Annotated in this window: 5 protein-coding genes; all 5 read right to left on the bottom strand. The window is 58.8% G+C overall.

Annotated elements, in window-relative coordinates:
* Nucleotides 1–638, bottom strand: a 638-nt coding sequence (locus ABX749_RS17605) for a c-type cytochrome domain-containing protein (RefSeq protein ID WP_372897117.1), incomplete at its 3' end; no start/stop codon positions are given.
* A gap of 301 nt (nucleotides 639–939) precedes the next feature.
* Nucleotides 940–2,160, bottom strand: a complete 1,221-nt coding sequence (locus ABX749_RS17610) for a response regulator (protein ID WP_372897118.1) — start codon at nucleotides 2,158–2,160, stop codon at nucleotides 940–942.
* Nucleotides 2,157–3,368, bottom strand: a complete 1,212-nt coding sequence (locus ABX749_RS17615) for an HDOD domain-containing protein (RefSeq protein ID WP_372897119.1) — start codon at nucleotides 3,366–3,368, stop codon at nucleotides 2,157–2,159. Before ABX749_RS17615 ends, ABX749_RS17610 begins: the two co-directional genes overlap by 4 nt.
* On the bottom strand, nucleotides 3,365–5,149 hold the full coding sequence (locus ABX749_RS17620; RefSeq protein ID WP_372897120.1) for an ATP-binding protein: 1,785 nt from the start codon (nucleotides 5,147–5,149) through the stop codon (nucleotides 3,365–3,367). Before ABX749_RS17620 ends, ABX749_RS17615 begins: the two co-directional genes overlap by 4 nt.
* A partial coding sequence (locus ABX749_RS17625; protein ID WP_372897121.1) for an ATP-binding protein occupies nucleotides 5,146–6,285 on the bottom strand: 1,140 nt, incomplete at its 5' end. The genes ABX749_RS17620 and ABX749_RS17625, both read right to left, overlap by 4 nt.

Raw genomic sequence — 6,285 nt, forward strand, 5'->3', positions numbered from 1 at the left:
CGCCGCAACCAGGTCCGTTTGGATGCCGGCGGGTTGGGCGACAGCCCGTGCTGCGAAAGTCTGGCGAAGACGAACCGATCCAGTTTGTTCGCCGCCCAGGACGATCCGGCACCCTCGTGACCGGCGATCTCACTGGGTTGATGCAGGGCGGGTGGTTGGAACGCCCAAAACTGTCTGGCCCGTTCCCAGTCGATTTCCGGTTCGTCGGCCGCCTCGGCGTGCGGGTCGTCTGTCGCGGAAGCCTCCGGCATCACGGCGCCCCACTCGATCCATTGTTCAAAATCGCGGATCACGTTTTCCGGCAACGGCTCGTCCGGCGGCATTTCCATCCCGTCGTAACGCAACGCGGCAAGCAACAAACTGGCGGCGGGTTGGCCGGGCGAGATCGCGGTCCCCGAATCGCCGCCACGGAGCATCGCCTGGGGATCATCGACACGCAGTCCGCCTTGGACCAAGTCGGCATCAGAGGAATGGCATTCGTAGCAGCGTGCGACCAGGACCGGACGGATCTTGCGTTCAAAGAACTCGATCGATTCGGTGTCTTTCTCTGCAGCCGGACTGTTGGCGTTGATGAAACAGGCCAAGGTCACGACGGTGCTCGTCAAGACGAGTGCACGGTAGAGGCTGGAGCAAGGCACGATGGTTGCACCAAGTCATCGGGGGCGGGATGAAGCGGAGGCGGGGCGTTCATTGTAACGCATCCGTAACCGGCTCGCTCCGGCGTTTTGCTTTCCCCAAATTCGCCGAGTTTTCGATTGACGTTAGCGGAACGGCGCGAGTCCCATGCCACTGAAGGAGGTAGCGGTACGGCGCGAGCCGTCCGGTGCCAATTTGAAAAACCGGAGGACTCGCGCCCTGCCGCTAACAATGAACACCCCGGTTGGTGTCAACGGTGCATGGCCCGCAGGCTCGCGCCAAGCGGCTGATGATGGATTGAGATCAGCCGTCTGCGAACGTGACGTCGACGGGCGGCAGAGGGATTTGGGGGGCGATTTCGGTCGCCCGCGGGGATTCGTGGTCCAACTCGTCCGGCTCGCTTCGCACGATCACCTTGAGCGGTCCGCTGAGGATTTTTTTCTTGTAGTAGTTTTCCAACAGACGGATCGCCGAGCCGGACAAACGATGACCTTTGCTCATCAGCAAGGTCCCGGTCTGGTTGCGAATGTCTTCGGCCAGCACCATGCCCTGGACGACTTCATAGACGTTCAGTTTGACATGTTTGAAATTTCGTTCGCGTTTGACGTAGTCCTCCAGCGCCGCGAAGAATTTCGGCTCGTAGGCACTGCGGTTTTCCCTGAGTTCGTTGAGTGCGTGGAGCGGGCTTTCGCAGAAGCGTTCTTTCAGGTCAAAGTCGATCGCCAGTTTCAAGACCCGGCTTTCCATCGGGACCGGGACGCCATCGACCGCGGGCACGCCGTGATCGACGTTTTGCAGACGGATGATTTTGGAAACGTGTTCCATTCGCGGAATCGTCTTGATCAGGTCGGCGGCCAGCTTGGGATGTTTGGCAAACTGTTTCTCTTCGTCGGTCGAGACGGTCGCGCCGTCAAAGATCGCTTCCAGCACATCGGTCGGGACGGTGACACAGCCGAGCGACGACAGCATCGCGGCGATTTCCAATTGCCATTGGTCTTCGATCGGTACCCGTTTCAAGATCCCGTCGATGATCGCACGAACACGCGTGGATTGGCCGAATGCCAGCGGGCTGACCAACGCCAGCACTTCACTGAGAACCTTGACACTTCCGTGCAGCGTGCCTTCGACCAGTTCGCGTTCGGCCTGGATCAGGGCGTGTTGTCGAAGCCCGGCTTTGAGCGCCGCGGCCAAGTCTCGCTCACTGCAGGGCTTGGCCAGAAAACGAAAGATGTGGCCTTCGTTGATCGCTTCGATGGTCGAATCCAGTTCGGCGAAACCGGTGAACATGATTCGAACGGTGTCGGGTGACCGTTCGCGGATGCGTTTGAGTAATTCGATGCCGTTCATCGCCGGCATCCGCATGTCGGAGACGACCACGGCGAAGGGCCCGTCACGTTCGATCAATTGAAGCGCTTCTTCGCCACCGAGCGCGGTGGTCAGATCAAAATCGTCGCCCTGTTGGCGCATGATACCGCCGAGCAGCTTTTCATCGTCGTCAACGAACAGGATCTTTTGATTGCTCATCGGTTATTCCGTGTTGGTGATGCCATGTCGGCGTGTTCAAGGGCGTCGCTCTTCCAACTCAGCAAGTGCTTCGCAAACAGGTCGGCCTGTTCGGTGTGATTTGCCGATTCCAGCTCGCGTTCAATCAGGGCTTCATCGCCGCCGTTGCACAGCCAATTGGCGGCGTAGACGACTTGGCAGGGGAGGTTTCGTCGCGAACAGACTTCGAAACTGTGGTGGGACGCAACGATTTCGACGATCGCGGCCGGTACGCCCCAGAGCGCCAGCAGGTATGCACCGACGCCCTGATGCGTCGCGCCGAGTTGGTCGAACTCCAATTCCCACAACGGACGGTTTTCCGCGGCTGCGATCGACAAGAGTCTTGAGTATTGGTCGGGGAAGGCATCCAGCAGGATCAGTTTTCCGATGTCGTGCAGCAGGGCACCGCTGAACACCGAGGCGCACGTGTCGTCGCCTTGGAGCACGCGTCGGGAGAAGGTCTTCGCCAGCACGGCAACCTGAAACGAATGGTCGAACAGGGCGTTGGTCGACAGGAGTGCGGAGTCTTTGACGTTGCGCAATTGAATCGCTTGCGACATGGCAAGGCCCTGGATCACTTCCGCACCGACCAGGGACACGCCTTGCACCACGTCCAATACAGGGTGCGGCAGCGCGAAGATCGCCGAATTGGCGACCTGCAGAATTCGGGCGCTCAACAGCGGATCTTTCTTGATGATGTTGGCGATCGATTGCGTGTTCCAATTCTCGCTCGCCAAGGCCTCGTTGATCTCGCTGACGATCCCCGGAACCGACGGCAATCCGTTCGCTTGGCCGATCGCATCCAAGACCGCTGCCGAGGCGATGGTGGCTTGAAAGGTCTCCGCCCGCTTGATCACCTCGATCAAGACGTTCAGGTCGCAGGGCTTGGACAGAAACTGGTGCATCGGCTGGACCGCACTGAGCACGGTGTCGCGGTCTGCTTGGCCCGACAAGACGACTCGGAACACGTCCGGGTGTCGCTGCTCGACCAGGCTTAGCAATTCGGCACCGTCCATGCCCGTCATTCGCATCTCGCTGACAATCACGTTGAAATCACCGGATTCCAACAGACGCAGCGCATCGGCGCCGGAGGCTGCGGTGACGACCTCCCATTGCCCGATCTCACCGGCGATCCATCGCGAGACGCCACGGACGGCACGTTCTTCATCATCGACGAGCAGGATTTTCATGGCATCGCTCCGGTAGATTCGGCCATCACGGCCGGCTGTGGGCAGCGAGGGATCTGGATCGTGAACGTCGTGCCGACCCCCTCATCGACGTCAAACCAAAGTTTGCCGTGATGTTTTTGGACGATCACCGAATGCGCGATCGCCAGGCCTTGGCCGGTTCCCTTGCCGACATCCTTGGTCGTGAAGAACGGTTCAAAGACTCGTTTGCGGATCGCGGCCGGGATGCCTCCGCCGTTGTCCGAGATCGTGACCTGGACGGCGTCGCCGAGATCGCGGGTGCCGATCGCGATCACGCCCTTGTCCAGTTCGTGGCGTTCGGCGCGCTCGCCGATCGCGTGTGATGCGTTGATGATGATGTTCAGAAACGCCTGGTTCAATTCGCTCGGCAAGCCGTCGATCGGCAGCAGCTGGTCGTCGAGTTCGGTCTGGATTTCAGCGACGTACTTCCATTCGTTCCTGGCGACCGCGATGGTCGATTGCAACACGTGGTTGATACAAAGTTGGCTTCGCTTGCCGGTCCCCGGGTGCGACAACTCTTTCATCGCCGAAACGATCTTGGAAACCGCTTCGACACCATCGATCGAATCGACCAGGGCGTCGGGCATCTGCTCAATTGCCGTGCGGACTTTGTGGGCGTTGTCGAATCCGTCGAGAGACTTGCGAAGTTCGATCAATTCCGCGTCGGAGACGGATTGATCGACAAACGCCGGCAGGCAATCAAGTAATTGGGACAGCCGGTCGATGGTTTTGGCGACGTAGCGGACATTGTCGCCGATGTACTGCATCGGGGTATTGATCTCGTGCGCCACGCCGGCGGCAAGTTGCCCGACCGACTCCAATCGCCGTGACTGGTCCAGTTGTGCCTGGATGAATCGTTGGCGGGTGACATCGGTCGCGACGACCAACATCGCGGCCGATGCGGTATCACAGAGCGGAGAAATGCGAATGTCGAGCGTGCGTTTTCCACCACAGCGGTCAACGAATTGGATCTCGTCGTGCTGAGGGTTTTGCGAGGAATCGGCTTGCAACAGGATTTCCAGCTTGGCAGCGTCGGCCCAGGCGATGGGCAGTTCAGCCAGCGTGCGTCCGATCGCGTCGTCGGCCGTGATGTCGAATGTGTTTTCGGCATGCGGATTCCAACGCGTGATACGATGGTCTCGGTCCAGGCAGACCAGGATGCTGGAGATTGAGTCGATCAGCACTTCGGCGTTCTGGTGGGCCGACTCGAGTTTTGACTGTTGTGATGCGACCGTTTGGGTCAACTCGTTCAAAGCGTGGTGATGCTGATCCAGCAGTCGACGTTTTTCGCAAAGTGATGTCGCCAGTTGAACCGCCTCGATTTCATCGAAGGGTTTTTTCAAGACCAACAGTTTGTCGGTGCGACCGAGGCGCCGGGCGATTTCGCTCCAGCTGTGATCTGAAAAAGCGGTGCAGATCACGACTTGCAGATCGGGGTCGATTTCCCAGAGTCGCTGAATGGTTTGAACGCCATCCCACCCCGGCGGCATTCGCATGTCGACGAAGGCGGTGCCAAAATGGACGCCCCGTTGTTTGGCGTCTTGGACGATCTGGCATCCCTGGCGGCCTTGGCTGGCAAAGCTGAGCGCATAGCTTGGTGAGGGGGCCTGGGGCTCCGATTCCTCGCCGAACAACTCTGCGTCCAGCGCCATCAAGTCGTCGTGGGCAGACGACGTCGTAAAGATTTTCCTGAAGTCGTTGTGGATCGCTTCGTTGTCGTCGATCACCAGCAGATGTTCGACGCTCGTGTCTGCGGCACTCATGCGGTTTCTCCGGATTCGGAATGAATCAATGTTGTCGGATCGGCATCACGTTCCTGGTGGTCGCGTTTGTCGCACTGCGTGCGGCCTTTGATGGGAACCCGCAAGACGAATTGAGCGCCCGTTCCGATTCCCGCACTGGTTGCCGAAAGCCGTCCGCCGACTTCGGTTGCCGCGTTGGCGCTGCTGTGCAGACCGAAGCCGTGGCCGTGGACCTTGGTCGTGAACCCGTGTTGAAAGATCTTGCTGAGGTTGTCGGTTTGGATTCCGACGCCGTTGTCGGCCACTTCAAAGCAGACGTGATCGTGTTCGGTCCACGTTCGCAGCAGAATGGTCGGCTCGGGGACGCCCGCTTCCAACAGGGAATCCTTGGCGTTGCACACCAGGTTGATCAGGATTTGCAGGATCCGATGTTTGTCCGAGACCATCGTCGGATCGGGGTCCGCAAAATCTTCGATGACCTCGATCGCGTGCTTGTTCAACGATTCCTTGTTGGCCGTCAAGACGTCGCGAATCAGGTCTCTGGCGTAGAGTTCTTGTTGCAGTCCGGAGGTTTTCGCCATGGTTTGTTGCACGGCGATGATCTCTTTGATGTGTTCGATGTTTTTGGTCAGGTCGCTGAGTTCTCGATCGATGGACGATTGCTCGTGCCGCAGCGATTGAGAGACGACGACCAGGTATTTGGGAAGCTTTTGACCACGGGAGTCGTTTTGAACGAAATCCACAAACGACGATTCGTATTCGGAAATCAGGTCGGTCGCCTTTTCCAGGTTCTGTAGCGCGCTGTTGGAGAACTGTTTTCTGATGATCGACGCGGAAACGTTCACGCTGTTGAGGATATTGCCGACGTTATGAAGCACACCGGTGGCGACCTCGGCCATTCCGGCTTGACGCGAGGCGTCGACGATTTCCTGTTGCAGGACTTTGTTTTGCCGCTCGGCTTCGACGCGATCGGTGATGACAGTCTGGATGCTGATGAAACGCTGCGTGGTGTCGTTGTCGCCGGGAATCGGGCGCAATTCGATCGCCAACCAGAACGGCGTTCCGTCTTTGCGGTAACTGATGATTTCCGTGTTGAATGCCTGTCTCGTCTCGATGGCTCGACGCATGGCCGACAATGCCTGGGGGCAGGTTTGTTC

Source organism: Stieleria sp. (genome assembly GCF_041595215.1).
Lineage (GTDB): Bacteria > Planctomycetota > Planctomycetia > Pirellulales > Pirellulaceae > Stieleria > Stieleria magnilauensis.

Excerpts from the sequence above, each read along its gene's own strand:
- ABX749_RS17610 (WP_372897118.1), bottom strand. The coding sequence starts at position 2,160 with ATGAGCAATCAAAAGATCCTGTTCGTTGACGACGATGAAAAGCTGCTC.
- ABX749_RS17615 (WP_372897119.1), bottom strand. The coding sequence starts at position 3,368 with ATGAAAATCCTGCTCGTCGATGATGAAGAACGTGCCGTCCGTGGCGTC.
- ABX749_RS17620 (WP_372897120.1), bottom strand. The coding sequence starts at position 5,149 with ATGAGTGCCGCAGACACGAGCGTCGAACATCTGCTGGTGATCGACGAC.